The sequence below is a fragment of the Massilia sp. R2A-15 genome (assembly GCF_030704305.1).
Lineage (GTDB): Bacteria > Pseudomonadota > Gammaproteobacteria > Burkholderiales > Burkholderiaceae_D > JAFCUW01.
The window spans coordinates 3638871-3662942 of sequence record NZ_CP131935.1; the positions used below are offsets into that span (position 1 = coordinate 3638871).

General features: G+C 64.1%; 21 protein-coding genes. 10 read left to right on the top strand and 11 right to left on the bottom strand.

What is annotated here, in order from left to right:
- The first annotated feature begins 158 nt into the window (after positions 1 to 158).
- The 4 genes from Q4S45_RS16650 to Q4S45_RS16665 all read left to right on the top strand — a co-directional run bounded on the left by Q4S45_RS16650 (position 159) and on the right by Q4S45_RS16665 (position 7979).
- Positions 159 to 1166 carry a hypothetical protein gene (locus Q4S45_RS16650; protein WP_305506152.1) on the top strand — a complete coding sequence of 336 codons (1008 nt, stop codon included), beginning with the start codon at positions 159 to 161 and terminating at the stop codon, positions 1164 to 1166.
- An 826-nt stretch (positions 1167 to 1992) separates the two neighbouring features.
- Positions 1993 to 3216 (top strand): YbfB/YjiJ family MFS transporter, encoded by a 1224-nt coding sequence (locus Q4S45_RS16655; protein ID WP_305506155.1) that lies wholly within the window; start codon positions 1993 to 1995, stop codon positions 3214 to 3216.
- Positions 3217 to 3342: 126 nt separating this feature from the next.
- Positions 3343 to 6507 carry a DUF2339 domain-containing protein gene (locus Q4S45_RS16660; RefSeq protein WP_305506157.1) on the top strand — a complete coding sequence of 1055 codons (3165 nt, stop codon included), beginning with the start codon at positions 3343 to 3345 and terminating at the stop codon, positions 6505 to 6507.
- A gap of 26 nt (positions 6508 to 6533) precedes the next feature.
- Positions 6534 to 7979 carry a DUF3999 family protein gene (locus tag Q4S45_RS16665; RefSeq protein ID WP_305506159.1) on the top strand — a complete coding sequence of 482 codons (1446 nt, stop codon included), beginning with the start codon at positions 6534 to 6536 and terminating at the stop codon, positions 7977 to 7979.
- A 35-nt stretch (positions 7980 to 8014) separates the two neighbouring features.
- Here the strand turns inward: Q4S45_RS16665 and Q4S45_RS16670 are convergent, their stop codons facing one another.
- The 6 genes from Q4S45_RS16670 to Q4S45_RS16695 all read right to left on the bottom strand — a co-directional run bounded on the left by Q4S45_RS16670 (position 8015) and on the right by Q4S45_RS16695 (position 14703).
- Positions 8015 to 9427, bottom strand: coding sequence for a hypothetical protein (locus Q4S45_RS16670; RefSeq protein ID WP_305506160.1), 1413 nt, complete (start codon positions 9425 to 9427; stop codon positions 8015 to 8017).
- 131 nt (positions 9428 to 9558) lie between these two features.
- Positions 9559 to 10791, bottom strand: a complete 1233-nt coding sequence (locus Q4S45_RS16675; RefSeq protein WP_305512131.1) for a DUF445 domain-containing protein — start codon at positions 10789 to 10791, stop codon at positions 9559 to 9561.
- 59 nt (positions 10792 to 10850) lie between these two features.
- Positions 10851 to 11168 (bottom strand): hypothetical protein, encoded by a 318-nt coding sequence (locus Q4S45_RS16680; protein WP_305506162.1) that lies wholly within the window; start codon positions 11166 to 11168, stop codon positions 10851 to 10853.
- Positions 11169 to 11224: 56 nt separating this feature from the next.
- The gene (locus tag Q4S45_RS16685) at positions 11225 to 12367 is read right to left on the bottom strand and encodes a CaiB/BaiF CoA-transferase family protein (RefSeq protein WP_305506164.1); all 1143 of its coding nucleotides are present in this window, start codon (positions 12365 to 12367) and stop codon (positions 11225 to 11227) included.
- A 12-nt stretch (positions 12368 to 12379) separates the two neighbouring features.
- A complete protein-coding gene (locus Q4S45_RS16690; protein WP_374046044.1) occupies positions 12380 to 13525 on the bottom strand; it encodes an acyl-CoA dehydrogenase family protein in 1146 nt (381 codons plus the stop codon).
- Positions 13522 to 14703 (bottom strand): lipid-transfer protein, encoded by a 1182-nt coding sequence (locus Q4S45_RS16695; RefSeq protein ID WP_305506166.1) that lies wholly within the window; start codon positions 14701 to 14703, stop codon positions 13522 to 13524. Before Q4S45_RS16695 ends, Q4S45_RS16690 begins: the two co-directional genes overlap by 4 nt.
- A 75-nt stretch (positions 14704 to 14778) precedes the next feature.
- On the opposite strand from Q4S45_RS16695, the gene Q4S45_RS16700 reads away from it, so the two are divergent.
- The 4 genes from Q4S45_RS16700 to Q4S45_RS16715 all read left to right on the top strand — a co-directional run bounded on the left by Q4S45_RS16700 (position 14779) and on the right by Q4S45_RS16715 (position 16838).
- Entirely contained in the window at positions 14779 to 15414 is a 636-nt protein-coding gene (locus tag Q4S45_RS16700; RefSeq protein WP_305506168.1) for a TetR/AcrR family transcriptional regulator, read from the top strand.
- A 31-nt stretch (positions 15415 to 15445) separates the two neighbouring features.
- Positions 15446 to 15835: a hypothetical protein gene (locus Q4S45_RS16705; RefSeq protein WP_305506170.1), complete on the top strand. Its 390-nt coding sequence runs from the start codon at positions 15446 to 15448 to the stop codon at positions 15833 to 15835.
- 150 nt (positions 15836 to 15985) lie between these two features.
- Complete coding sequence (locus Q4S45_RS16710) at positions 15986 to 16348, top strand: BPSL0067 family protein (protein ID WP_305506172.1); 363 nt, start codon at positions 15986 to 15988, stop codon at positions 16346 to 16348.
- Positions 16349 to 16361: 13 nt separating this feature from the next.
- Positions 16362 to 16838 (top strand): hypothetical protein, encoded by a 477-nt coding sequence (locus tag Q4S45_RS16715; protein WP_305506174.1) that lies wholly within the window; start codon positions 16362 to 16364, stop codon positions 16836 to 16838.
- Positions 16839 to 17015: 177 nt separating this feature from the next.
- Here the strand turns inward: Q4S45_RS16715 and Q4S45_RS16720 are convergent, their stop codons facing one another.
- The 4 genes from Q4S45_RS16720 to Q4S45_RS16735 form a co-directional block, all read right to left on the bottom strand.
- On the bottom strand, positions 17016 to 18980 hold the full coding sequence (locus tag Q4S45_RS16720) for an AAA family ATPase (RefSeq protein ID WP_305506176.1): 1965 nt from the start codon (positions 18978 to 18980) through the stop codon (positions 17016 to 17018).
- Between the two features lie 512 nt (positions 18981 to 19492).
- Positions 19493 to 20047 carry a DUF1697 domain-containing protein gene (locus Q4S45_RS16725; protein WP_305506178.1) on the bottom strand — a complete coding sequence of 185 codons (555 nt, stop codon included), beginning with the start codon at positions 20045 to 20047 and terminating at the stop codon, positions 19493 to 19495.
- Positions 20044 to 20652, bottom strand: coding sequence for a glutathione transferase GstA (gene gstA / locus Q4S45_RS16730; RefSeq protein WP_305506180.1), 609 nt, complete (start codon positions 20650 to 20652; stop codon positions 20044 to 20046). Before gstA ends, Q4S45_RS16725 begins: the two co-directional genes overlap by 4 nt.
- 114 nt (positions 20653 to 20766) lie before the next feature.
- A complete protein-coding gene (locus tag Q4S45_RS16735; RefSeq protein WP_305506182.1) occupies positions 20767 to 22320 on the bottom strand; it encodes a sensor histidine kinase in 1554 nt (517 codons plus the stop codon).
- Between the two features lie 137 nt (positions 22321 to 22457).
- Between Q4S45_RS16735 and Q4S45_RS16740 the strand changes: the two genes are divergently transcribed.
- Positions 22458 to 22793: a hypothetical protein gene (locus Q4S45_RS16740; protein WP_305506184.1), complete on the top strand. Its 336-nt coding sequence runs from the start codon at positions 22458 to 22460 to the stop codon at positions 22791 to 22793.
- Complete coding sequence (locus Q4S45_RS16745) at positions 22790 to 23632, top strand: HDOD domain-containing protein (RefSeq protein WP_305506186.1); 843 nt, start codon at positions 22790 to 22792, stop codon at positions 23630 to 23632. Before Q4S45_RS16740 ends, Q4S45_RS16745 begins: the two co-directional genes overlap by 4 nt.
- 81 nt (positions 23633 to 23713) lie before the next feature.
- On the opposite strand, the gene Q4S45_RS16750 is transcribed toward Q4S45_RS16745, so the two are convergent.
- Positions 23714 to 24055 (bottom strand): hypothetical protein, encoded by a 342-nt coding sequence (locus Q4S45_RS16750; RefSeq protein ID WP_305506188.1) that lies wholly within the window; start codon positions 24053 to 24055, stop codon positions 23714 to 23716.
- Between the last annotated feature and the right edge of the window lie 17 nt (positions 24056 to 24072).

Here is a 24072-nt window from a genome sequence, read left to right on the forward strand (position 1 = left end):
CGAAAGCAAGGCCGAGCGTTTGCCACCGCCCAGTAAAGGAGCTGCGCGCCTCCCGGGAGCGCGCCTTTTTTTCCGAGCCTGCCGCCGTGTTACAAAGCGAGGATTTTGCCCCGTCGTTCGCGTGTAAGCTCCTGTATCGTTATAACAAGGCGCCTACCATGCTCCATTCGACCCGCTTGATCCTGCCTCGCCTGCTCGCCGCCATCACGATGCTGCTGTGCTTTGCGACGCCCGCCTCGGCCCAGAACGATATGGCGCTGGCGACTTCGCCGGCCCTCGCCTGCCTCACCATTCCCGGTGGCGCGTCACTCAAACCCGACTATCCCGAGAATTCGCTCAACCGCAAGGAAGGCGGCACTGTCCGGGTGCAGCTGGAATTTCGCGCTCCGGGCGACAAGCCGCGCGTGAAACTGCTCGATCGCGCGATGTGGAGCGAGCTCAATGACGCCGTCGAAAGCCACGTCAGGCAATTCCGCGTGCCATGCATGCAGGAGGCAGACGGGCCGGTGATCCTGGTGCAGAAGTATGTGTTCGATCCAGACCAGGGCGACAGGGTGATGGCGTCGCCCACGCGCGACCTCGCCGATATTCAACGTGCCGCGGCGTACAGGTGCATGCGCCACCCGGTCCCGAATTCGAAGCCTCGCTATCCCAGCGATGCGTTGCGCAACGGAGAAGAAGGTAACTTCATCGTGAAACTGCATTTCTCCGCACCGGACCAGGCTCCCGCAGTGGAATTCGCCGGCGGCCCCAACCACCGGTCACTGCGCCACTCGATCACGAACTACGCGGAAGAATTGCGCCTGCCGTGCCTGCAGGGCCAGCCGGTCGACGTGATGATCGCGTACAAATTTGTCCTGAGCGGCGGCGCACGCACGCTGCTGCGCGACGGCGGCCTCAAGGAGGTGCTCGGCTCGGCCAAAGATTTGGCGCGCCCAGCCTATTTCGATTTCAACACGATGGATTGCCCATTCGACGTTCGCCTCACGTATTACCGTCCGTTCGCCAACAACAAGGTCCAACAGCTCGACACCGCGGTCGCCGCACGCCAGCCCTTTCTCGACTGGCTGGAAGGCATGTCATTCAATCTCGACGAACAAACCAGCGCGAAAGTATTCGGCAACAAAATGGTCATTTCCGTGTCATGCGGGAAGCTGGATATCTGATCAGCCCGGGCCTGCGCCGCCTTTGAAGATCTGGGCAAGAATAAAAAACATCCGACTATTTTTAATATCGGCATTTGTCTAATTAAATAGCACCGACAACGCAGAAAAGGAATCCATTCCGGGCGCGCCCTTCACGGATTCCATTTCACAAATTGACATTCGTACTCACACATGTCTCTTAAAGCGGCAGCACTCCCTGGACAAATTCAAATCGACGCCCAATCTCGCCGTGGGCCGCACGCTTCTCAAAACCCGTGTTAAGCAGACAGGGTTATGATGTTGTCGGACGACAAGCCAGCGTTGCATCCATTTGGCGTTGGATTTTGCAGCGAAGCGTCCGAATCAAAGGAAATCGCGACACTCATCATGCTGTTGATCAGAAGTGTGAAAAACCCTTCTCTGCCATCGCACCCGTGACCTTGCGTTTTTGTGAAATTGAGCACCGTACTTTCCCCGATTCCCAAGTAGCCGACCGTATCCCCGGTCGCGGTAAATCGCAGCAATTGTATGTGCCATCGCTGTTGGAGACAGTGATATTAATTGGAATCGAAAACTTGTTCAAAAGTCGGACTGCGCCCATAACTGACATGTTAATTCCTTTGAATATGTTATATTAATAAAATTTTAACTGCACCCAATCCTAGCACATTGATTATTTTTTAATATATATTTTTTACTAATAGTTTTCGCGGTTCGATTGATATTCCCGAATCCGGATTTGAACGGAGATCGTTCACCTTTTTTGTGGCGTCACAGCTGCCATCGTTGGTGTTTTTGGGGCAGCCGCACCATTTGACCGAGAGTGGAATCACCTCAGCACAATGCTATGAAGCACACCTGGAAGTCTGCACCGGACACCGAACCCACCCCGCAAACGCTGGCGGTGCGCCGGCCTTTTCTGACCGCGCTCGCCTTGTCGCTGGGGGCGGCGATTTCGCTGGGGCTGACGCGCTTTTCGTATGCGCTGCTGTTGCCGCCCATGCGCGCCGATCTGGGCTGGAGCTACCTGCTGTCGGGCTCGATGAATACCGGCAACGCACTCGGCTACTTTGTCGGCGCCCTCATCACGCCTGCTCTCATGCGGCGCTTCGGCGCGCAGCGCGCCCTGGTCGGCGGCGCGGTGCTGGCGGGCGGGTTCATGATGCTGTCGGGCCTGGTCGTCGATGCCAACCTGCTGATCCTGCAGCGCCTGCTGGCCGGCATTGCCAGCGCCTTCATTTTCATTTCCGGCGGCGTACTCGCGGCGCGCCTGAGTTCGCTGCATCCGGAGCGGGCCGGCCTGCTGATCGGCATCTATTACGGCGGCACGGGCCTCGGTATCGTGCTGTCGGCCTTGCTGGTGCCGTTCGCGCTCGCCGCCGCCAATGCCCACGGCGCGGCGCATGCCTGGCAATGGGCCTGGGTAGGGCTTGGCGCCGTGTGCCTGTTGGCGACGCTGGCGATGGCGCTGCCGTCGCGCCACATCGACGGCGCCCCCGTGGCCCCTGGCGCGCACGGACACTTCCGCTTCAGGCCTTTTGCGTTCGGGCTAGGCGGATATCTGATGTTCGGCGTCGGCTATATCGGCTACATGACGTTCGTGATCGCCCTGCTGAAGGAACAAGGCATGGGCGCCGGCACGATCACCTTGTTCTACTCGGTGCTCGGATTGGCCGTCGTGGCATCGTCGCGAATTTGGGCACGCATGCTGGACCGGTTCAAGGGCGGCCAGTCGATGGCGATCCTGAATGGCTTGCTTGGCGTGGCGACTATTTTGCCGGCGCTGACCGCCGCGCCACCACTCGTGTTCGCGTCCGGGTTGATGTTCGGCGCGATCTTTCTATCGGTGGTTGCCTCCACCACCGCACTGGTGCGCCACAATCTGCCCCAGCACGCCTGGTCCTCGGGGATCAGCGCGTTCACGACCGTGTTTGCGCTGGGCCAGATCATCGGTCCATCGGTAATCGGATGGATCGCCGACGGTCCCGGGGGCCTGCAGCGAGGACTGATATTTTCAGCGCTGGCGCTGTTTGCCGGCGCGCTATTGGCGTCGCGTCAACGGTCCTTGTAGCGCAGCGATTGCCTGAAAGGGTTTGATGCGATCGCGCAAGACCGCCTTCCGCCTGAAGCGATATATCTGACAGCTCGGCGAAATTTGCCGCACGGATATATCTCCCCGGCGGAGTGCGGAGGCGCGATGGTATTCCTGATCTTTGGGGCGTTACTTTACCTATTCATCGATCTCGGCCGGGCGAAACGGGAAAGCGAGCGTCGAAACGACGCGCTGGCCCGCCTGGTCGATGTACTCGAACACGAGCAGGAAAAGTTAAGGGTACGAATTACATTGCTCGAAGCGTCGCCAGCCGCCGCGCCGGCCGCGCAGGACGCGGTCGTCGCTGCGCCCCAGGTGATCGTGCCGGCGCCCCAGCAGGCCGAGGCGGCCACCGCGCCGCCCCCGACGGAGGAGCCATCGGCAGTCCCGGAAACGCTCCCGCCTGCCGTTTCCGGGTTGCACGAGGTCGCTCCTGAGCCCCCGCCGCCGCCGCCCGAACCCGTGCTGGCACCGGCCACGCCAGCCTGGCTGCTGGCCACCAAAAAATGGCTCTTCACCGGCAACCTGGTGGCCAAGTTCGGCCTGATGATCCTGTTCATCGGTATCAGCTTCCTGCTCAAGTACGCCGCCGAACGCTTCACCGTGCCCATCGAACTGCGCTTCGCCGGCGTCGTACTGGCCGACATTGGGCTGCTGACGTGGGGCTGGCGCATCCGTACCGCGCGGCGCGGCATCGGCTTGCCGGTCCAGGGCGCCGCGCTGGGCATCCTGATGCTGACCACCTTCGCCGCCTTCGCGCGGTTCCACCTGCTTCCGTCGGGCCTCGCGTTCGGCATGTTGTTTACCCTCACCGCGTTCACCTGCATGCTGGCGGTGCTTCAAGATGCGATCTGGCTGGCCGTGTTCGGCATCGTCGGCGGTTTCGCGGCTCCCGTGTTGACGTCCACCGGCCAAGGCAGCCATATCGGCCTGTTCTCCTACTACGCTGTGCTCAACGCCGGCATTCTTGCGATCGCACTCAAGAAGTCATGGCGTTCGCTGAACCTGCTCGGGTTCGCGTTTACCTTCGTGGTTGGTACCGCGTGGGGCGTGCTGAAATATGAGCCGGAAAATTACTTGAGCGCGCAAGTATTTTTGACCCTTTTCGTCTGTTTCTATGTCGGCATCGCCGTGGCGTACGCCGATCGACAGGCGCCGCGACTGAAGCACTATGTCGACGCCACCCTGGTGTTCGGCACGCCGATCCTCGGCTTCGGGCTGCAATTCGGACTGGTTCAGCACATGCGCTTCGGCCTGGCGATCGCCGCGCTCGCGCTCGGGCTGTTCTACACTGGCCTGGCGCTGCTGCTGTGGCGCCGGCGCGGGTCGAATCTGCGCCTGCTGGTCGAATCCTTCCTCGCCATGGGCGTCGTGTTCGGCACGCTGGCCCTGCCGTTTGCGCTGGACCAGCGCTGGACATCGGGCGCCTGGGCGATCGAAGGGGCCGCGCTGGTATGGATCGGATTGCGCCAGAAAAATGTGCTGACCTGGTCGTTCGGGCTGCTGGTGCAGGCCGGTGCCTGGCTCGCGTTTCTCGGCGCGATGGCGCAACTGGATCCGGCGCAGGCGGCCCAGGCGAATATCTGGCTGGGCTTCCTCCTGCTGACGGCCGCCGCATTCGCGATGGCGATCAACTTCCGCGAGGCCGGCACCGGCGGCGGCGAACGCGCCAGCCGATTTACGATCACCTCCAACGTGTTCCTCGGTTTCGCCGCGCTATGGCTGCTCGGTGGCGCATGGGGCGAAATCTTCTTGCGGTTCAACGCGCTCGCTTCGCACGCGCCCAATCTGCTGGTGGTTAGCGCAATGGTTTGTGCGCTGGTCCTGTATGTGATCGCGGCCTACATGCAGTGGCTGGTCGCACGCGCCTTCGCCGTCGTCGCGCAGTTGGCCGGAGGCCTGTCGCTGCTGCTCCTGATGGGCTCCGAGATGTCGCTCGACGGCGGACGGTATCACGCCTTTGCGGGAGCGGCGATGATCATGGCCGGCGCGCTCGTTTCCAGCCGCCGCTTTTATCTGCTCGATGCCCCCCGCTATCGCACGGCTTCGTACCTGTTGATGGGATGGGCAGGCTGGTGGTGCTTCGGGCCCATCCTGCAGATAGCGGCGGACTGGGCCAGCGACTTTGCGTGGTTGCCGTCGCGCGGGGCCGACTATCAGATCGCCGTCGCCCTGACGTCGATCCTGTTCGCCCGGCTGTCGGCACGCCTGGCGTGGCCGCAGCTCCGCTGGCTAAGCACGCCTTGCTGGCTGGCCCTGCTGGTGCAGACCGCCACCATCCTGTACTGGATGACAATTGATCGCTTCCCCGGCCCATATCGTTGGACCGCGTTCCTGGCGCTCTGGCTCGCTAGCGAGTACTTGCTCCACTTCTGGCAGGCGCGCGCGTGGAACCTCTCCAGGCCCGCAATGAAATTGCTGCATCTTGTGCGCATCGCCGGACCCTGGGCAATGATATGGCATGTCGGGGCCGAGTTGGTCGGCAACTGGCTTTATGGGCTCGCCCCCGACCAGACCGTGGTGCTGGCGAGCGCCGGCTGGCAGGTCAGCGGCAGCTGGCTCCATTATTTGCCCGCCTGGCTGATGATGGGAGTACTCAGCTGGCTGACCGGCCGCAGCCGCCGCGACGTCTGGCCGGTGCAGCCGCTGGCCCGCTGGCATCGCATCGTGCTGATTCCCCTGGGGACCGGCTGGGCACTGCTACTGGCATTGGTATGGAACCTTCGCCAGGACGGCACGATGGCGCCGCTGCCCTATCTGCCGATCCTCAATCCGCTCGACCTGACGACGGGCTTTGCCGCGATCCAGGCGGTCCTGTGCTACCGCATGCTTCGCACCGGGTTCCCCGGCGCGCCGTCAGCCGGGCCGAGGCTGATCGATGGTTTGCCGCGCGCGGCCGGATTCGCCGCCTATGGCTGGTTCAACCTGATGCTGCTGCGCACTGCGGCGCGCTACCTCGACATCGACTACGCGTTCGGCGCCCTGGCCGCCTCGCAGTTCGTGCAGGCGATGCTGTCGCTGACCTGGTGCATCACTTCGCTGATCCTGATGCGGCGCGCGCGCTCGCTGACCCCGCGCCCGCGCCTGTGGATGCTGGGCGCGGCACTGCTCGGTGTGGTGGTGACGAAACTGTTCCTCGCCGACCTCGCCAACGTGGGCAGCATGGCGCGCATCGTCTCCTTCGTCGGCGTCGGCGCGCTCATGGTGGCCATCGGCTACCTGGCCCCTTATCCGTCGCGGCCGGCCGATCCCACGCCGGTTCCCGTTTGACCGCACCATCGATCAGGAGGATCACAATGCCCCCATTTCGCCCGATATGGCTGCTCGCTTTGGGACTGCTGGCGCCGGGTTCACGGGTCGCCGCCGTCGCCCAGCCCGACGGCGCGCACCTGTACACGCACGTCATGCAAGTCACTGTCAGCGGCAAGGACGGCCTGGCACAGCTTCGCCTGCCGAAGGACGTGTACCTCAATGCGCGCTCCGCCGAGTTGAACGACCTGCGGCTGTTTGACCGGCGCGGCGCCAGCATTCCGTTCGCGCTGACGACACCTCAAGCGCAGGAAAATGTCAGCGTGCGGACCGTGCCTGTGACGATTTTTCCGCTTACGGCGGAGCGCCGCGCCGGCCCCGCCAACGCTGCGCTCGAGATCCGTAGTGCCGCCGACGGATCGCTGGTGTCGGTTAACACGCGCGTCAGCGGCAACGTCCCCGCAAGCAGCCAGTTGTCGGCCCTGGTACTGGACATGCGTGGTCCCGGCAGCGCCGGCGCGCCGGCCGCGCCCGTGTCGGCGCTTCGCCTGACGCTACCGAAGGAATTGTCGAACTACTCCGCGCGCATCGAACTGGAGGTGAGCGACGACCTCAAGCAGTGGGACAGCCTGGGCGATTCACTCGTCAACTGGCTGACGAACGCCGACACCAAGTCCCTCGCCAACGACCGGATCGAGTTCGAGCCGCGCGCGTTCCGCTATGCGCGCCTGAGCTGGCGCGAAGGAACTCCAGTGGCATTTTCTGCCATCGAGGCCGAATTCCGATCGCAAACCGCAGTGGCGGCGCCGCTCGACACCGTGGTCATCGCGCCCTCGCCGGGGAAATTCGCCGGCGACCTGGCTTACCCGTCGGCGATAGCGCTGCCGGTCCGGTCGCTCGCTCTGGAGTTTTTGCAGCCGAACGTGGTTGTGCCTGCGGTCATGGGACACTACGTCGAGCTGCCTGCAATCAAAAAGGGACAGCCAAAAGCCTGGCAGTTCGCGCCATCGTTCAACGCGACGTTCTACCGGATAACGCAAGCAGGCCGCACGCGCAGCTCCGGAGAACTCGAACTGCACGGAGCGCATGCTGGCGAATGGGTGCTGCGTCCGCAAGCGGCAATGGCTTCGCCGCCATCATTGCGGCTGTCCTGGCAACCGGCAACGATGGTATTCCTCGGCAACGGCGAGGGCCCCTACACCCTCGCCGTCGGGCGGCTCGGCGCGCCCCGGGCTCAACTGGACATTGCAAGAGTCGCGCCAGCGTTCTCCGCGCCGGAGCTGGCGGCGTTGGAAGTGGCGGTCGCCGGGCCGGTCAGGCAGCAAGGCGTCGCCCAGTCCGCCCCTGGCACCGCGGACCTGGCAGGCGTCGCCGCGCAAGGACGCCAAATGGTCCTCTGGGCCGTGCTCGGACTTGGCATCATCGTGCTCGGCGTGATGACGAAGGTGCTGCTAGGCCAGATGCGCCACGCCGATGCGGAAGGAACCGGATAATCATCAAGCTCCCTTGCGGGAAGCGGGATATCTGATCAGCTCTTGACCGGCGCCGCGCTCAAGGAGCCGGCGTCGCAATCTGCTGATAACGGTGGCGCCCAGCCGCCGGCGGCAAGGGAATTGTCGTCCTCCGAATGCGCAGGCCTCAGCGTCGAACCATCCCTGGCCACCTGCCAGCTACCAAACAGGAACCGCTGCACCCACACCTCCAACCGCCGATGCACCTTGCGCATCGCGAACGACACGATCGCCACCACGATCGCATCGACCACCAGGCTGCTCTTTTCGACCGCGCGCCGCACCCCGCCGTCGCCAGGCAGCACGGTCGAATAGATCCATTCGATCATGCCGAACACGCACAGCAGCAGCAGGCTGGCGACCGCAAACACCAGCGCGCGGCTGGCCGCGAAGTCGAAATCGAACACGCGGTAGCGCAATACGGCGTACGCCAGGCCGCCGAACATCAGCAATTGGCCGACGAAGTAAATCATCACCGTCACGCGCAAGTCGTCCTGCACCTTGGCGTCGAGCGCGGGCACCATGTTCAGGAATCCCGGCACCACGCCGACCGCGAACGCCCACAGCAGCCACAGATGGCGCTGGCGCACCTCGCCGGTGGTATGGCGCCAGCCATCGACCAGGCTGACGAACATCATCACCAGGCCCAGGATCACCACCAGCAGCGTGCCCAGCCACAGCCACGGCGTCTCGCGGCCCAGCGCAAAGCCGATCGAATACGCCGTCGTCAGATACGCCAGCCCCCGGTACCACGGGAACACCCGCCGCAGCCAGATGCGTGCCGTGCTGGCCGGGTAAGGCTGGAACAGCAGCGCGAACACCACGCAGCCGTACCAGATGATCGCGTAGCTGGCGATGTTGGCGAATTTGCTCAGCCTGAGCGTGGCGCCGGCCGGCGAATAATTGAAGTTGTAAAAATAGATCAGGCTGAGGGTGATGAAGGTGGTCGACAGTGCGCGATACGAGCGGCCGTCCTGCCTGAACGCGATCATCACCGCAAACAGCAGCGCGGGAAGGGCCAGCAAAAAGCGCCCGCCGTAGTCGAAATAGTCGCCCACGGTGATTGCGACCGGCACCGCCACCAGCGACAGCCGGCGCGCCTGGCCGCCCTGATACAGCGTCAGGTCCACGCGCTCGCCCGGCATGAACTTGCGCCAGCGATTCTCGTAGTCATCGAATTCGATAAAGTCGCCCGGATGCGCGCCTGCCGTCGCCATTGGCAAGCCGGGTTCCGCCGAGCTGACGCGCAGGCGATACGTGCCCTGCCCCTGGGCGGTGGCGCCGATCGGGTCGACCAGGGTCATGCCCAGGCTGCCCTGCTGGCCGTCGATCAGCAAGGGCTTGATGGCGTAGCTGAATTCGCTGACCATCAGGATGGAAGTGAGCACCACCAGCACGCAGACGAACGCTCTCCACACCTTCGTGGACAATGTAATTCGCGCTGTGACCCCTGCCCTCAAACCGCCTCCCGAATGCGCTAACTATTATAGTTGGGCAACATATTCAGGATAGTATCGGAAACCAGGCCGCACATACGCACGCTTTGTAACACTGTGCGTATTTACATGACCACGCCCAGCCAGGACGGCACGTGCGACAGTACATACAGCACCACGCCGATCAGCCCGCCCACGATGGTGCCGTTTATCCGGATGAACTGCAGGTCCTTGCCGATATTGAGCTCGATCTGCTCCGACATCTCGCGGCTGTCCCAGTTCTTCACCGTGTCGGAGATGTGCCTGGTGAGGAACTGCGCAAACTCCGGCGCCCCGCTGCGCGCCGCCGATTCGAGGTGCTCGTTGAGCGACTGGCGCAGGCGCGCGTCCTCCGCCAGCGTCTTGCCGACCCATGCGCCGGTCGCCACCACGCGCTTGTGCAGCACCGAGTCGTCGCTGTGCAGGTCCTTTTTGAGCCACGCCTTCAGGTCGTCCCACAGCGACTTCAGGTAGGTATTGAGCGTCTCGTCGCCGATCAGGTACTGCTTGATCTCTTCTCCCTTCTGCTGGAACTGCGGGTCGTGCTTCAGGCGCTCGACAAAGTCGTGCGTGAACTGGTCGAAGTTCTTGCGGATCGGATGCTCGCGATCGGCGTCGATGCGCGCGAGGATGCCGGCGGCCAGCCGCACCGCGATGTCGGCGCCCTTGCGGCCGATAGCCTCCTTCGGGATCACCTTCTCGAACATCGCATATTCTTCCTTCAGCCAGTCCACGATGCCCTGGGCGATGAACGCCTGCGTGTCCTCGTTGTGCAGCAGGTTCGCCAGCTGGTTGATGCCTTCGTCGAGCAGCTGCTGGTGGCGTCCGTTCTGCGTCATCGATTCGAGGATCACGCCGGCCGACTGCGACAGGTCCACGCTGCCGATCAGACCATGCACTGCCTTGCTGATGAATTTCTGCACCGGCGCGTCCTCGATGAAGTCGAGTACCCCGGCCGCCAGCCTGACGAGGTAGTCGCCCAGCTGGCGCGAATTCTCGGGCTTGAGCAGCCAGCCGGAGATCATCTGCGCGGGATCGTGGCGCCGGATCAGGGCGACGATCGATTCGGTATCGAGGAATTTCTCGCGCACGAAGACCGCCAGGTTGTCGGCGATCTTGTCCTTGTTCTTGGGGATGATCTCGGTGTGGCGCGACACCAGCGGGATGGGCACGCGCTTGAACAGGGCGACGACGGCGAACCAGTCGGCCAGCGCGCCCACCATCGCCGCCTCGGAAAACGCCTTGACCAGATCGACCCACCACACCGGCCGCAGGAACAGCGTCGCGACGAACAAGGCGCCGGCCCCCAGAAAGAACATCAGGGCCAGGCGCTTGGACGCGCGCAGCTCGTCCTGCTTGTCGGTGCGGGCGGCGCCGCTCAAATCGGATCTCCGACGTCGGCGTTGTCGTCCAGCGCATATTCGCCGCGCTCGTAGGCGGCGATGATTTCTTCGGCTTGCGCCAGGTAGCACGCGGGCGCGAGGATGCGCACGCCGCCCAGCGCCGGCGCGATCAGCAGATCGGCCTGCACGTGGTTGGCGTCGGCCACCACCGCCGGCACGCCGCCGGCCGCGAGGCAGCCTTGCAACAGGTACGCGTCGGTCGGCACCATGCACTTGGCGACCACGAACAGGTCGCGGCCCGGCAGGGACTCGGCTTCCATCGTCACATCGGCGGGACGCAGCAGGTGTTCCATCGCGACTCCTCGGCAGTTCGGTCTTGCCATCTTACTACCGCCGCGACTCGGACGCATCAGATCACGTGCGCGTCCCGCAGCGCCGCGATCGAGTCGGCCGGCCAGCCCCAGTCGGCAAGGATGGCGGCGCTGTCGGCGCCCGGCTTCGACGCCGCGCCCTCGACCCGCGGCGCCGTGCGCGAAAAGCGCGGGGCCGGCGCCGGCTGCACGACGCCGTCAACGTCGACGAAGCTGCCGCGGGCACGGTTGTGCGGATGCGCCGGCGCCTCCTCCATGTCCAGCACCGGCGCGAAGCAGACGTCGGTCCCTTCGAGCAGCGCGCACCAGTCGTCGCGCGTGCGGCCGCGGAACAGAAGTTCGAAACGGCGTTTCATTTCCGGCCATGCCGCGTGGTCCATCTGCGGGGCCGCTTCGGCGCCGGTCAGCTCGAGCAGCAAGGCGTAGAACTGCGGCTCGAGCGATGCGATGGTGATGAATTTGCCGTCGGCGCAGGCGTAGCTGTCGTAGAACGGCGCGCCGCCATCGAGCAGGTTGGATTCGCGCGCCCCGTTCCAGTCGCCGAACGCGCGCATCCCGTACATCATCGCGCCGAGCAGCGCGGCGCCGTCGGTCATTGCCGCGTCCACCACCTGCCCCTTGCCGGAGCCGCGCGCCTCCAGCACGGCGCACACCACGCCGAACGCCAGCATCATGCCGCCGCCGCCGAAGTCGCCCACCAGGTTCAGCGGCGGCGCGGGCGGCGTATCGGCGCGGCCCATCGCGTGCAGCATGCCGGTCAGCGCGATGTAGTTGAGGTCATGGCCGGCGGCCTGCGCGAGCGGACCGTGCTGGCCCCAGCCGGTCACGCGGCCGTACACCAGCTTCGGGTTGCGCGCGTGGCAAGCGTCGGGGCCGAAGCCGAGCCGCTCCATCACGCCGGGCCGGAATCCTTCCAGCACCACGTCGGCCTTGCCCAGCAGCGCCAGCACCACTTCCTTCGCCTGCGGGTTCTTGAGGTCCAGCGCCAGCGAGCGGCGTCCGCGCGCCATCACGTCGAACTTCGTGCCCAGCATGGGGAAGGGGTTGTGGGCGCCGGACGCACTCTTCCGGTCGATGCGGATCACTTCCGCGCCCATGTCGGCCAACATCATGGCGGCGAACGGGCACGGCCCGAGGCCCACCATTTCAACCACGCGTACTCCTGCCAGCGGTCCAGCCATCTGCTGCTCCTTTTACAGTGAACGGGCGATGATCTCTTTCATGATCTCGTTGGCGCCGCCGTAAATGCGCTGCACGCGCGCGTCCACATACATCTGGGCGATCGGGTATTCGAGCATGTAGCCATAGCCGCCGAACAGCTGCACGCACTGGTCGATCACCTTGCACTGCAGGTCGGAGATCCAGTATTTGGCCATCGACGCCTGCACCGCATCCATTCGGCCGGCGATCATGTCTTCGATGCAGCGGTCGATGAAGATGCGCGCGATGGTCGCCTCGGTCTTGATCTCGGCCAGCACGAAGCGGGTGTTCTGCATGTCGATCAGCGCCTGGCCGAAGGCCTTGCGTTCGCGCGTGTGCTCTATCGTCAGGCGCAGCGCGCGCTCGATCGCGGCCACGCCGGACACGCCGAGGATGGTGCGCTCGTACGGCAGCTCGGTCATCAGCTGCGCGAAGCCCTGCCCTTCCACGCCGCCGAGCACATTGTCGGGCGCCACGTGAGCGTCGTCAAAGAACAGCTCGCAAGTGTCCTGGCCTTTTTGCCCGACCTTTTCGAGGATGCGGCCGACCCGGAATCCCGGGTTGTCCTTCGTTTCGAGCAGCAGCAGCGACACGCCGCGCGCGCCGGCAGCGGGGTCGGTCTTGACCACGACCAGGATCAGGTCGGCCAGGTAGCCGTTGGAGATGAAGGTCTTCGAGCCGTTGACGCGGTAGCCGTCCTGCCCCGCGACGGCGGTGGTGCGGATGCCTTTCAGGTCGGAGCCGGCGCCCGGTTCGGACATCGCGATCGCGCCGACCATCTCGCCGGTCGCCAGCCGCGGCAGGTACTGGCGCTTCTGCGCTTCGGTACCCTGGTTCAGGATGTAGTGGGCGACGATCGCATGCACGTGGATGCCGAACGCCATGTCGCCGGCGTGGGCCAGCTCCTCGAACACCACGCACTGGTGCGCGAAGCTGCCGCCCGAGCCGCCGTATTCATCAGGGATGTCGGCCAGCAGGATGCCCATCTCGCCGCCCTTGCGCCACAGGTCGCGGTCCACGTGCTGCTGCTTGCGAAACCGTTCTGCGTGCGGGACGATTTCGCTGTCCACGAAACGGCGCACGGCGTCGCGAAAGCCATCGAGCTCCGGCGTCATCCAGGGTGAGGTGAGGTCCATCATGCGGCCCGGTACATCGTCACGACGCAGGCGCCGCCCAGGCCCAGGTTGTGCTGCAGCGCGACGCGGGCGCCGTCGACCTGGCGCGCCTGCGCGGTGCCGCGCAGCTGGTGGGTCAGTTCGTAGCACTGCGCCAGGCCGGTGGCGCCGAGCGGGTGGCCTTTCGACAGCAGACCGCCGGACGGATTGGTCACCACCTTGCCGCCGTAGGTGTTGTCGCCCTCGCTGATGAACTTGTCGGCGCCGCCTTCCGGGCACAGGCCCAGCGCCTCGTAGGTGATCAACTCGTTGTGGGCGAAGCAGTCGTGCAGCTCGACGACGTCGAGGTCTTCCGGGCCGACGCCCGCTTCGGCATACACCCTGGCCGCCGCCTCGCGGCTCATGTCGTAGCCGACCACGCGCATCATGTCGTCCGATTCGAAGGTGCTGGGGCGGTCGGTGGTCATGGCCTGGGCGGCGATGTAGACGTCGGTTTTCAGGCCACGCTTGCGCGCGAAGTCTTCCGACACCAGCACCGCGGCGGCGGCGCCGCAAGTTGGCGCGCAGGCCATCAGGCGCGTCATCACGCCGGGCCAGATCATTGGCGCGTCCAGCACGTCCTGGGTGGTGACCTCCTTGCGGAACAGCGCCAGCGGATTGTTCACGGCGTGGCGGCTGGCCTTGGCGCGGATCTTGGCGAACGCGGACAGCGGCGTGCCGTACTTTTCCATGTGCGCCAGGCCGGCGCCGCCGAAGTAGCGCAGCGCCAGCGGGATCTCCGGCATGCCGACCAGCTTGTCGGTGACGGCGTCGAACGGATCGAAGGGGCTGGGACGGTCGGCGAACACCGAGGCGAGCGCGCCCGGGCTCATCTGCTCGAAGCCGAGCACCAGCACGCACTCCGCGGCGCCGCTGGCAATGGCCTGGCGCGCCAGGAACAGCGCGGTCGAGCCGGTCGAGCAGTTGTTGTTGACGTTGACGATCGGGATGCCGGTCATGCCGACCTGGTACAGCGCCTTCTGGCCGCTGGTCGAGTCGCCGTAGACGTAGCCGGCGTAAGCCTGCTCGATGTCCTCGTAGGCGACGCCGGCGTCATCCAATGCCTGGCGCGCGGCCAGGGCGCCCATCTGGTCGTACGGCGCGCTGGCGCCCGGCTTGGCGAACGGGATCATGCCCACGCCGGTGACGAATACTTTCCTCATTCCCGCTCCTCGAAGGTTGTCGGTCAATTATAGGTCAGTCGTACTATTCCGCATAGCCCATGCGATAATCACATCATGCCATCGACTCTCGCCAGCGTCCCGAAAGCCAAGACTTCGGTCACCACCGAAAAGGGGCTGGGCCGCGCGCACGAGATATTGCAGGCGGCGCGCGCGCTGCTGGCGGCCGACGGCTACGCCGGCCTGTCGATGCGGCGCGTGGCGGCCGAAGTGGGCATCAGCCTGTCGAACGTCCAGCACTACTACCAGAGCAAGGACGTGCTGCTCGAAGCGCTGCTGCTGTACACGATGGATGTGTTCCAGGCGAAGATGGACAGCATCTCGGCCGAGATGGTCAGTGCGACGCGCGCCGAACAGTTCCTGTCGACGATCGACATGTTCCTGGAAGAGATTACCGATCCGGTGACGCACGCGATCTTCTTCGAGATCTGGGCGCTGGCGTCGAGGAATGCGTTTGCGTCGGCGCTGATGGCGCGCATGCTGGCGCGCGAGCGCAAGGCGATCTTCAACCTGATCCGCCCGCTCAATCCCGCCATTTCCGACGACGAGACCATGCAGCGCGCGATCCTGATGGTGGCGCAGGTCGAAGGGTTGATGCTGTTCCGGCTGGACAAGCACGCGCGCCGCGACGAATTCCTGGCGGTGCGCGCGTCGGTGCGCAAGGTGCTGCTGATGCTGGCCACGGCGCCCTAGCTCCCCCACTTTTCAAAACAAAAAGGGACACATGTCCAGTTCTGCATTCAGTGCCAAGGTCTTCGCCTCCTACCTGTTCGTCGTCGGCGCCATGCTGGTGGTCGCGCCGAACTTCTTGTTGTCGATGTTTCGGATGCCAGTCACGTCCGAGGTGTGGATTCACGTCGTCGGCGTGCTCGCGTTCATGCTGGGCGTGTATTCCTGGGTCGCCGCCAGTCACGAAAACAAGGCCTTTCTCGAAGCGTCGGTGTACACACGCCTGCTTACGTTCGTGGCCTTCACCATCTTTGCAGTCATGGACCTCGTCAGCCCGACACTGATTCTGTTTGGAGTGATCGAAGTCCTTGGCGCCGTCTGGACTTACTTCGCACTGAAAGCCGATACGCAGGCGGTCAAGCCGATCCTGGCGGGCCAGCACTGAACAAGAAAATGGGGTCAGGTCTGCAGGATCAGCCTCCACGTGGCTCATTGCGACGGATCATTTCGATTGGGCAGCTTTTCCAATAGGCTAGCGAAGTCGCACGGCATGTTTTCGACGCGACATTCCGCCTCAACCTTCCGGAGAGCTATCGTGCCTTATGTCGCAATGGATCCTCGAAAATTCAACAAGACCGCTGTGGGAAACGGCCACTGCGTCGCCTATGCGCGGGCGGCTGCGTTGATGCCGCATACTGGAGTCTGGCGTAAGGGCAAGCAGGTACAAGGTGACAATACTATTGCAGTCGGGACCGCCATAGCAACGTTCGACGAAAATGGGCGTTACGGGAACAAGGTGAACGGAACTTCCCATGTTGCGATCTACCTTGGCCAAAGCCCGATTGGTATTCAAGTCTTGGATCAATGGGTAGGTCAACCAGTACATGAACGAACAATCAATTTCAGACTAGCGCCGCGCGAGGTCAACGATGGTCGAAACTATTATGTGGTTGAGTAAGCCCCGAGCATTTGTGCTGCTGTTGGCCATAAGCATGTTGTTAGCGACTGGTCGCGCTGTCGCGTCTTCGGGCCAAGAGTGTGTCGGCGAATCGCCGACGGCGGTAACCCGCTGGGTATGGAAAAATCGGCCGGGCCTAAACGCGCCCGACGCCAGTCGATTTCTCGCCTCTGACTTTCTCGAATCGATCCGGCGCGATGCGGCGCGCGCCACCCAACGGGATGAACCTTGCGCCATTTGCGAAGGGGACCTCTGGACTAATTCGCAGGAAGGCGAAGCGCGACCTCCCATGACATTCGCGTTGGCCAAACGCGACGGCAATCATGCGGAGGTTGTGTACGCATTCCGGTTTTCGGTTGAACCACATCAGCCGGTCGAACAGCGCACAACGCACATCATCCTGCGCAAGGAATCCGGATGCTGGAAGATCGATGACATGCGCCACGGCGCCGACGATTCCGTCAAGCGCTCGGTGAAGGCGAATCGATGAAACGCGGGATGGCGCGGTAAGCGAAAAATGGTGTCACGCCCGCGGACCAAGAGCTGGGGTCAGGTCCGGCGGACCTGCCCCCGGATTTGTCGCCGCCGCCGATTCTACTGCGGCGCCGTAAACGAAGAAGGGGTCAGGTTCTGCGAACCTGACCCCATTTTGTTAGCCGACGCTGGCTTACACCGCGGCGCCGTCGCCGCACAGTTTCAGGCTGGCGCCACGCGGGCCGGACAGGTGCGCCATCAGCATGTCGTGGCGCTCTTCGAGCAGCGCGAACACGGCGTCCTTCGACAGCACGTACTGGTCCAGCAGCGTGTCCTTGATCGATTCGATCACGGCCTTGTAATCGCGGATCGCGCCCAGCGTGTAGCTGTACAGCTCATCGGACTTCTCTTCGACCTGGCGTACCGAATGCTCGCCGTGCTGGTCCTGGCCCAGCTGCGTGTAGTCGATCTTCGAGCGCGAGTACATCGACAGGCGATTCACCATCAGGTTGAGCATCTTGGTGGCCTTCTCGATGTCGTTCTGGCTGCCGACCGAAATGCCGCGCGCGCCGTAGAACAGTTCTTCGGCCGCGACGCCGCCGTACAGCTGGATCACGTCCTGCTCGAGTTCTTCGAGCGTGCGCAGCGACACGTCGTCGCCCGACTGCAGCACGTAGCCGAGCGCGCCGATCTTCGACACCGACTCGGTGCTGATCTTGAGCAGGTGCGATTTCTCCTTCACTTCTTCCAGCGACATGCCCTGGCGCAGATACGGATCGATCTGCATGAAGAAGTGGCCCAGCTCGTGCAGCGCCACGCGCTCGCGCTGCTTGTGCTTTTCGGCCGTGGTGGCGCGGTCGGTCAGGCCCAGCGTGGCGCGCTCGAAAGCGCGGAACATCAGGTCGGTGTTGATGATCGTCTTTTCCTGGATCGAGATCATGCTCGCGCGCTCGACCACCGTCTCCAGCAGCGCCGGGCTGAGGTTCGCCGTCATCTCGGCCACCTGGTTCAGATCGAGGTCGCTCCAGTCGACCAGGCCATCTTTTTTACGCGACAGGAAGCTCTTGAGCAGTTCGCTGCGCTCGGTCTTGTTCGGCAGGCGGAAGTTGATCTTCACCGAGAAACGGCGCAGCATCGCTTCGTCCATCTCGGACGAGGCATCATCGAAGTTCGATGCCACCACCCAGATCACGCCGGCGCCCTTGTCGCTCTTGACGCCATCGAGCAGGCCAAGCAGCGTGTTGGCGGTGTCGTCTTCCCACTTCTTCTCGCCGCGGCCGCGCGGCATGAACAGGGTCTGCGCCTCATCGAGGAAGATGATGCAGCTGCCCTTGGCGCAGGCCTTGCGGTACAGCGCATTGAGCGCCTTCGAGCCGCCGCCGACGAAACCCGATTCCAGCGCCGAGCCCGACGCCTGGATCAGCGGCACATTGAGCTTCTTGGCCAGGTAGCCGACCAGCTTGGTCTTGCCGGTGCCGGCGGGGCCGGTCAGCATCACGTTGAACGGCTTGTCGATGTTGTGCGACTTGTACTCGGCGCGGTTGCGGATCATGTCTTCCAGGTGCAGCACTTCCTGCTTGATGTCTTCCATGCCGATCAGGTCGTCCATGCTGCCCTTGAGCTTGTCGGGCGAAATGACGGACGCGTTCATGCCCATGCCCGGAATGCCGAACTTGAGGGCGTAGATGATGAAACAGATCACCAGGATGTCGAGCGCGTGGCGCTTCAGAAAAGCGGTCGCCTCGGCGGTGGCGCTGTTTTCGCCTTCGTCGAGCAGCACGGCCTTGTGCGAGGCCAGGTAGTCTTCCTTGGCGATCGAATAGGGAATGGCGTTCTTGAGCAGCACTTCGCGCTCCAGGCTCAGGTGCGAGGTGGACGGCACTTTGACCACGTGCAGTTCGCTGGCGCCCTTGAACTTGAAGATGTATCGCGGCGACTCCGACAGCGGCTTGGCCACCAGCAGGTAGTCGAGCTGGTCCTTGCGCGCGGCCAGTTCGGTGATCTCCGAAATGTTCTGCGACTGGACGACCGGGCTCGGGTCCTGGGCGACGTCGGCGCGCACGACCGCCAGCCAGACGAGCGAGGCAATCAGCAGCACGGCGGCGAGGCGCACGTACACGTTCTTGAAGGCGATCTGTAATTTGGCAAGATATGGCATGGTTACTCTTTGGACAAATGGTGCGCGTGGCGCAGGTACAAGCAGTCTTGGATTGCCGGCGAAGTCGTGGCGCGGCGGCTGGCAGGGGCATTGAATGCCACTACGGCCATTTCATGACCGTTTTGCCATCATTTTGATGCTTGAAGGCAATACCGATATGGTGACTATACCTTCAAAAAAAACGCGGGTGCAAATAAATTAGTGTAAAACTTCGTGTAGCGCAACAAATGTGAACATTGCGGTAATTCAATTAGTGATGGGCTGCTAATTAGATGATCGTTCTGATAAAAACGAACAATCCGTATTTGAAATTCAGATAATTGTACAAATGAAAATTATCTTTAGAATCATACTGTTGCAGTTGTTCTATATAAGCGAAGTAATGGATGAGCGAACGCTGCGGACAATAAGCTCCCATTGTAATTCGATTTGAGGTTCTGGTTTACCTCGGGCATAAAAATGCCATTGCCGTGGATAAAAGCGCAATTACCGAGGACGGGGTCTGGAAGCGATCAAGGCGCGGGCGCGCACAGCTCCCGCAATTTGCGCAAGGTATTCCAGTTGCGCGACGTGGTGGCGTCGCCCAGCGCCCCGGACACCGCGGCGGCCGCGGCGCTGTCGAGCACGCCGGTCGGACACCAGACATAGGCGGCGCGCTCGCCGATCGCCAGCGCGCCCGGCGCCCAGTCCTGGCGCGCCAGCGGTTCGAGCAGCTTGCGCTGATCGGCGCCGGCCAGGATGAACGCCACCAGCCGCGCATGGTCGGTGGCCTGGCCGAGCAGCGGATTGCCGTCGACCACCGCCTGCAGCTCGGCGGCGCCGAGCACCGTGACGCGCGAGGCGACGCCCAGGCGCTGCACCAGCGCCGCCTCGATCGCCGCCGCGGCCTTGCCCGGCGCGAACTTGCCGCCGCCGAAGACGACGTTGCCGCTGTTGAGCACGGTGCGCACGTCCGTGAACCCCAGCTCCTCGAACAAGGCGCGCAGGTCGGCCATCGCGATGCGCTTGGCGCGGCCGACGTTGATTCCGCGCAGCAGCGCGATGCCGGGACCGCCGCGCGCGCTCAACCGAGCAAGCCCTCGTCGCGCATCGCCTGCTGGACTGCGGGACGCGCGCCGATGCGGGCGTGGAAGGCTTGCAGGTTCGGCATGTCGGCGAGGTCCGGCCCGACCTTCTTGGTCCAGTTGAGGATGGTAAACAGGTAGCCGTCCGCGACGCTGAACTTGTCGCCGACCAGGTAGTCGTGCCCATTGAGCAACTTCTCGGCCTGGCCGAAGCGCTTGGTCAGGTTGGCGCGCGCCTGTTCCTTGGCCTCGTCGGTCGAGGCCGGGTTGAACAGCGGCGTGAATCCCTTGTGAATTTCGGCGCTGATGAAGTTGAGGCGCTCGAGCAGGTGGTAGTGGTCGTCACTGCCGAAGGCCGGCACGAGCTGCTTGTCCTTGGCCTGATGGGCGATGTACTGGACGATCGCGGGACCTTCGGTCAGCACCTGGCCGTTGTCGAGCTGCAGGGCCGGCACATAGCCGCGCGGATTGACCTCGAGGTAATCGGCGCCGCTGGCGGTTTTCTTGCTGCGCAGGTCGACCTTTTCCGTGGTGTACGGGAGACCGGATTCCTGCAGGGCGATGTGCGGCGAAAGGGAGCAGGCGCCAGGAGCGAAGTACAGTTTCATGGGGTTCCTTTGCAAGAAAATGGGCGCGATTGCGGCGCGCACAAGGGGTCAATGGAGATGGCGAGAATATAACAAAACCGCCGGCCTCGCTTGGCCGCACGCAAGCGGTGCGAACTACTCGGCCGGGACAGCCTGCGGCGCCACGCGCGGAATGCGCAGGGTAAATTCGGTGCCCAGGCCGGGCGTGCTGCGCGCCGTGATCGTGCCGCCGAATTGCTTGGCCACCAGGTTGTAGACGATGTTCAGGCCCAGGCCGGTGCCGCCCTGCCCGCGCCGGGTGGTGAAGAAGGGCTCGAAAATGCGGTCGAGCGCGTCCGGCGCGATGCCCCTGCCGTTGTCGGCCAGCGCGATCTCGACCGTCTCGCCGAGCTGGCGCGCGCTGATCTCGATGCGCCCCTCCTGGTCGGCGCCGAAGGCGTGCTCGGCGCAATTGAGCACCAGGTTGGTGATCACCTGGGCAAAGGCGCCGGGGTAGCTGTCGAGCATGATGTCGGACGGGCCGTCGAGCTTCATGTCGATGCGGATGGTCTTGAGCTTCGGCTGCAGGCTGGTGACGATTTCCTCGACGTACTCCATCAGGGCGAAGCGGCGCCGCGCCTCGCTGGTCTGGTCCACCGCGATCTGCTTGAAGCTGTGGATCAGGTGCGCCGCCCGGTGGGCGTTGTTCATGATCAGGCGCGCGCTTTCGGCCGCGGTGTCGAGGTAGCGCAGCACCACCGATTTCTTCAGCCCTTCGCCGGCCACGGCCGCCTGCATCTGGTCGGTGGCGTCCTTGAGCACCGAGGCGCTGGTGAGCGCGATGCCCACCGGCGTATTGATTTCGTGGGCGACGCCGGCCACCAGCCCGCCCAGCGAGGCCAGGCGCTCGGCCTGCAGCAGCGACTCCTGGGTCTGGCGCAGGTCGGCCAGCGCCTGCGCGGTCTGGCGCGCCGAGGTGCGGGCAGCGTCCTCGGCTTCTCGGATGCGCACGATGGTGGACTTCAGGCGGCGCTGGATCTGGTTGAAGCCGCGGATCACCTCGCCCAGTTCGTCGCGCCGGTCTTCCGGCAGCTCCCCGACTTCGCCGCCGCCGCGCGTGGCCAGTTCGAACAGGCCGTCGCGCAAGCCCTGCAGCGGCCGGAACACCACGCGCAGCGAAAGCGACAGGGCGACGACCAGGATAACGTCGAGCAGCAGCACCTCGACCACCCGGCGCGTGAGTTCGGAGGCCAGCGCGGCGTCGATCTGGGCGCGGCTGAAGGTCACCACGACCTTACCAACCGGCACCGGGCGGATGCTCGTGCCGGACGAGCTGGCGTCGCGAAACTCGAGGCCGGCCTCGACCGGCGTGCCCTGCGGCGCGCTGCCGCCGGCCGGCACCACCGCGCCGCTGGCGCCGCGCTGCTTGCCGGCGAACAGGCCGACGGCGCTGTCGTAGACCCGGATCGACACCACTTCCGGCGGCAGCATTTCGGCGTCGAGGATGGTGTCGACCTTGGCCTTGTCGAGGTCCCACAGCGCCGACGGCAGGCTGATCTGCAGGCGCGTCAGCACACCGTCGCGCAGCCGCTGGTAGCTCGCCTCCAGTTCCTTGCCGAGCGAATACTGGGCGTAGGTGCCGGAGATGGTCAGCACCAGCGTGACGATCAGCACGAACAACAGTTGCAGCCGGCTTTGAATACTGAACATGCGATCGTTCCGGGAAGGCGCGGGGTAGTCCAATGTAAGGGATGGCGTGCCGCTTGGCAAGCGAGCAGGCGGGGCCGCAAACTTTCGCTGCCGCCCGAAGGACGATGGTAAAATTGCATCACTGCCATGGAGGATCAATGAGTTCAGCTTATCAGCACCTGCCGCTGGCCGAAGTCAGGCCGGGCATGGTGCTTTCCGATGTGTTGCTCGACCAGCGCGGCCAGGTGCTGCTGCCGCAGGGCGCGGTGCTGACGGAGGCCATCATTGCGCTGTTGCCGCGCCACGGCGTCGAGATGCTGCCGGTACGCAGCGATGACGCTGGCGCCGCCGCGGCGCCCGATCAGGCCGCCATCGAGGCCCGCCTCGGCCGCCTGTTCCGCAATAACGACATCGACGACAACGACGACTGGGCCACCGGCATCCTGCACCGTTACATCGAAGACTACCGCCTGGGCCGGGAGATAGCGCCATGAGCCTGCTTGCCCTCGACGACGTGGTCGCGCGCCTGGAGGACCTGCCCTCGCTGCCCGCGGTGGTGATGGAGCTGCTCTCCGCGATCGACCAGGAAGACGTCGATATCTCGGTGCTGGCGAAAAAGGTGTCGCACGACCAGGCGCTGACGGCCAAGACGCTGCGCCTGGCCAACTCGTCGGCTTACGGCCTGCAGGTGAAGGTCACCACGATCCAGCAGGCCCTGACCTTCCTCGGCTTCCAGACCACGCGCAACCTGATCACCGCCGCGGCCGTGACCGGCTGTTTCGCCCAGGGCCAGTGCGCCGGCTTCAACGACAAGGCATTCTGGCGCCATTCGATCGGCACCGCCGCCTGCGCGCGCGTGCTGGCGCGGCGCATGCGCTTCAACCCGGATTACGCCTTCACGGCCGGACTGCTGCACGACATCGGACGCCTGGTGCTGGTCAGTACCTATCCGGAGCGCTATGCCGAGGCGATCGCCTGGCGCGCGGAGCGGGACTGCGAACTGCTCGATGCGGAACGCGCGGTGCTGGGCGTGGACCATGTCGCGGCGGGGGTCGCGCTGGCCGGGCACTGGAATTTTTCGGACACGATGAAGCAGGCGATCGGCCAGCACCACGATCCGGAGGCGCCGGGCGCGGGATTTTTGGCCACCATCATCCATGTGGCCAACGCGATCGTCCATGCGCTCGACATCGCGGGCGAGGAAGACGACCTGGTGCCGCCCGTGTCGGCGGTCGCGTGGAATGCCCTTGGCCTCAACGAGGAAGCCTACCTGCATGTGTTCCGCGAAACCGAACTGCAGTTCGAGGAAATTTCCGCCGTCCTGATGGCTTGACCAGGGCAGCGTGCCCGGTGCCGCTACGGCGCCGGGCAGCGAACCGAAGGCATGGCGGCGCTGGCCGCCATGCCCACGGCATCAATGGGCATAGTTGCCGGTGGTGCTCGCAGGCTCTGCGGCCGCAGGCTTGTCTTCCGCCTTTGGACGGCCCTGGGCGTCGGACAGGCGATACTTGGTCCTGCGATCGCCCATCAGGTCGCGCAGGTCGCGGATGCTCATGCCGGTCACTTCATGCATGCGGATCAGCAGCGAGGCGCCGACCGGCAGGCGATGGTGACGGATCTTGCTGATGACCGGCGGGGCCACCTCAAGCATGCGCGACAGTGCAGCGTCGTTCTTCAGCTGCATCTTGCCGAGCAGAATATCGAGCAGGTGATTCGGGTTGTAGCTTTCCTGTGATGCCAGCGCATGGTGTGCCATGATCTACCTCGTATGTG

Coding starts and splice junctions, on each gene's coding strand:
- Q4S45_RS16650 (WP_305506152.1), top strand. CDS start 159: ATGCTCCATTCGACCCGCTTGATCCTGCCTCGCCTGCTCGCCGCCATC.
- Q4S45_RS16655 (WP_305506155.1), top strand. CDS start 1,993: ATGAAGCACACCTGGAAGTCTGCACCGGACACCGAACCCACCCCGCAA.
- Q4S45_RS16660 (WP_305506157.1), top strand. CDS start 3,343: ATGGTATTCCTGATCTTTGGGGCGTTACTTTACCTATTCATCGATCTC.
- Q4S45_RS16665 (WP_305506159.1), top strand. CDS start 6,534: ATGCCCCCATTTCGCCCGATATGGCTGCTCGCTTTGGGACTGCTGGCG.
- Q4S45_RS16675 (WP_305512131.1), bottom strand. CDS start 10,791: ATGTTCTTTCTGGGGGCCGGCGCCTTGTTCGTCGCGACGCTGTTCCTG.
- Q4S45_RS16680 (WP_305506162.1), bottom strand. CDS start 11,168: ATGGAACACCTGCTGCGTCCCGCCGATGTGACGATGGAAGCCGAGTCC.
- Q4S45_RS16685 (WP_305506164.1), bottom strand. CDS start 12,367: ATGGCTGGACCGCTGGCAGGAGTACGCGTGGTTGAAATGGTGGGCCTC.
- Q4S45_RS16690 (WP_374046044.1), bottom strand. CDS start 13,525: ATGATGGACCTCACCTCACCCTGGATGACGCCGGAGCTCGATGGCTTT.
- Q4S45_RS16695 (WP_305506166.1), bottom strand. CDS start 14,703: ATGAGGAAAGTATTCGTCACCGGCGTGGGCATGATCCCGTTCGCCAAG.
- Q4S45_RS16700 (WP_305506168.1), top strand. CDS start 14,779: ATGCCATCGACTCTCGCCAGCGTCCCGAAAGCCAAGACTTCGGTCACC.
- Q4S45_RS16705 (WP_305506170.1), top strand. CDS start 15,446: ATGTCCAGTTCTGCATTCAGTGCCAAGGTCTTCGCCTCCTACCTGTTC.
- Q4S45_RS16720 (WP_305506176.1), bottom strand. CDS start 18,980: ATGCCATATCTTGCCAAATTACAGATCGCCTTCAAGAACGTGTACGTG.
- gstA (WP_305506180.1), bottom strand. CDS start 20,652: ATGAAACTGTACTTCGCTCCTGGCGCCTGCTCCCTTTCGCCGCACATC.
- Q4S45_RS16735 (WP_305506182.1), bottom strand. CDS start 22,320: ATGTTCAGTATTCAAAGCCGGCTGCAACTGTTGTTCGTGCTGATCGTC.
- Q4S45_RS16740 (WP_305506184.1), top strand. CDS start 22,458: ATGAGTTCAGCTTATCAGCACCTGCCGCTGGCCGAAGTCAGGCCGGGC.
- Q4S45_RS16745 (WP_305506186.1), top strand. CDS start 22,790: ATGAGCCTGCTTGCCCTCGACGACGTGGTCGCGCGCCTGGAGGACCTG.
- Q4S45_RS16750 (WP_305506188.1), bottom strand. CDS start 24,055: ATGGCACACCATGCGCTGGCATCACAGGAAAGCTACAACCCGAATCAC.